The sequence below is a fragment of the Priestia sp. P5_B4 genome (assembly GCF_056400385.1).
Genome location: NZ_JBFULJ010000847.1, coordinates 1 through 1,648, shown reverse-complemented (window position 1 = coordinate 1,648; position 1,648 = coordinate 1). Strand labels below are relative to the sequence as shown.

3 protein-coding genes are annotated in these 1,648 nt (G+C 35.6%); 1 reads left to right on the top strand and 2 read right to left on the bottom strand.

Features of this window, described 5'->3' with window-relative positions:
- The coding region (locus AC1DRF_RS26630; RefSeq protein ID WP_477742148.1) for a carboxymuconolactone decarboxylase family protein at positions 1-441 on the bottom strand (441 nt) is incomplete at its 3' end.
- Positions 442-561: 120 nt separating this feature from the next.
- On the opposite strand from AC1DRF_RS26630, the gene AC1DRF_RS26625 reads away from it, so the two are divergent.
- The gene (locus tag AC1DRF_RS26625; protein WP_097824390.1) at positions 562-1,017 is read left to right on the top strand and encodes an Lrp/AsnC family transcriptional regulator; all 456 of its coding nucleotides are present in this window, start codon (positions 562-564) and stop codon (positions 1,015-1,017) included.
- 274 nt (positions 1,018-1,291) lie between these two features.
- On the opposite strand, the gene AC1DRF_RS26620 is transcribed toward AC1DRF_RS26625, so the two are convergent.
- Positions 1,292-1,648 (bottom strand): peptidyl-prolyl cis-trans isomerase (locus AC1DRF_RS26620; protein WP_477742147.1); only part of this gene is annotated, 357 nt, incomplete at its 5' end.

The following is a 1,648-nucleotide window of genomic DNA, read 5'->3' as shown; positions in this document are numbered from 1 at the left end:
GCAAAAATCATATAAATCTAAACTGACAATCATTTTGTGAAATTGATCAAATAAATTAATAACAGCTAAAAGCTCTAACAGCTGCGTATCACTGTAAAATTTCTTTAATTGATCCATATCAGCATCCGTCAACTCCCTTGGACGCACCCGGTATACATCAATAAATCGAAACAGCAGTCGATCTTTTTCTTCCAGCTCTTTTTCTCTTAACACTTTTTGATTAAGCGTCTCATCGCCTACATATGACATGCTCATACATGTCTCACAGCCGTTAACACCCGCTAGGTAAAGCCTCATTTTTTCCTTAGTCTCTTTTTCTACTATACCGCTGTTCCAAAGTGTTTCGTAAAGCTCATCGTACAATCTTTTTACATGCGGAATTAAATTCAATGCTTTTTCAAAATTTGTTCCCTCTTCGTTTGCTAATAAAACTCTTGCCATTTTTCACTCACTCCTTTTTAATTATTATAGTAAGAAAAATGGAAATTTCAGATTACATATAAAACATTTTATCTACTATTACTAATCAAATGAAACGTTAATGAGAAAGAAGGTTTTCAATTGAAAATTGATGAAATTGATTTATCGATTTTGCAGGCGCTGCAGCAAAACAGCCGCCTTTCCTTACGAGAGCTAGGAAAACAAATTAATTTGTCTCCTCCTTCGGTGGCAGAGCGAGTAAGGCAGCTAGAGAGCTTTGGCGTTATAAAAGGGTATACGATTGATATTGATTATGAAAAGCTGCATTTGCCCGTGTCGTGTTTTATTGAAGTAACGATGAAAAACGGAGAGCACGAGCGTTTTAAACGATTTATTTCTCAGTATCCCTACGCTTTATTCTGTGAACGCATCGCCGGGCAAGCCTGCTTTATTACAAAGCTTCAGCTTCCTCACCTGCACATACTCGAACAATTTATTAACGAAATTACACCTTATGCCAAAACGATTTCACACATCGCCCTTTCTCATGTGAAGATGGCTCCTGCATTATTGAGTCATTTAAAAGATGAAAAGTGATTGAAACGTAACGAAAAAATCCGAACGAATCATCGTTCGGATCTTCTTTCCATTAAAATACTTTTGTCCCAGCCTCTTTTATTCGTCCAACAGCATAAAAAATAACCCTCCAAAGCTGGAGGGTATAAATTTTCCGAATAATGAAAGTTTTACAACTTCATTTTATCAGGTGCCGACATTTCTGTCTACTTAAAAATGTAAAAGAGCTCTCTATTAATAGAAAGCTCTTTTACCTGCTTGTTTTTTGAAAACAATCAATCTATATAAAAGGAAACTACCTAAGGTTAAAAGTCACATGAAACCTTGGCAGTTGATCCTGGATATACCGGTTGATATGATTCAAAACAAGTTCTTTCATCATTTCTTCTTTGACTTCTGATTCCGTTTTTTTATCTTTTTGTTTTAAAATAAGAATATAATAGACTTTACCCATTTTAATGGGCTCACTACTCTCTCCGATGTGCTGTTTTTTTAAAACATCTATAAAAGAAGGAGATAAACTTGAAAGCTTTAGATTATCAGCATTCTCTATTTTGCTCACTGTCTGGAATTCAGCATATTTTTTTTGAACGCCTTGAAGAGAGGTTCCTTTTTGCAGTTCAGCCGCAGCGGCAGCGGCATCATGTAAAGT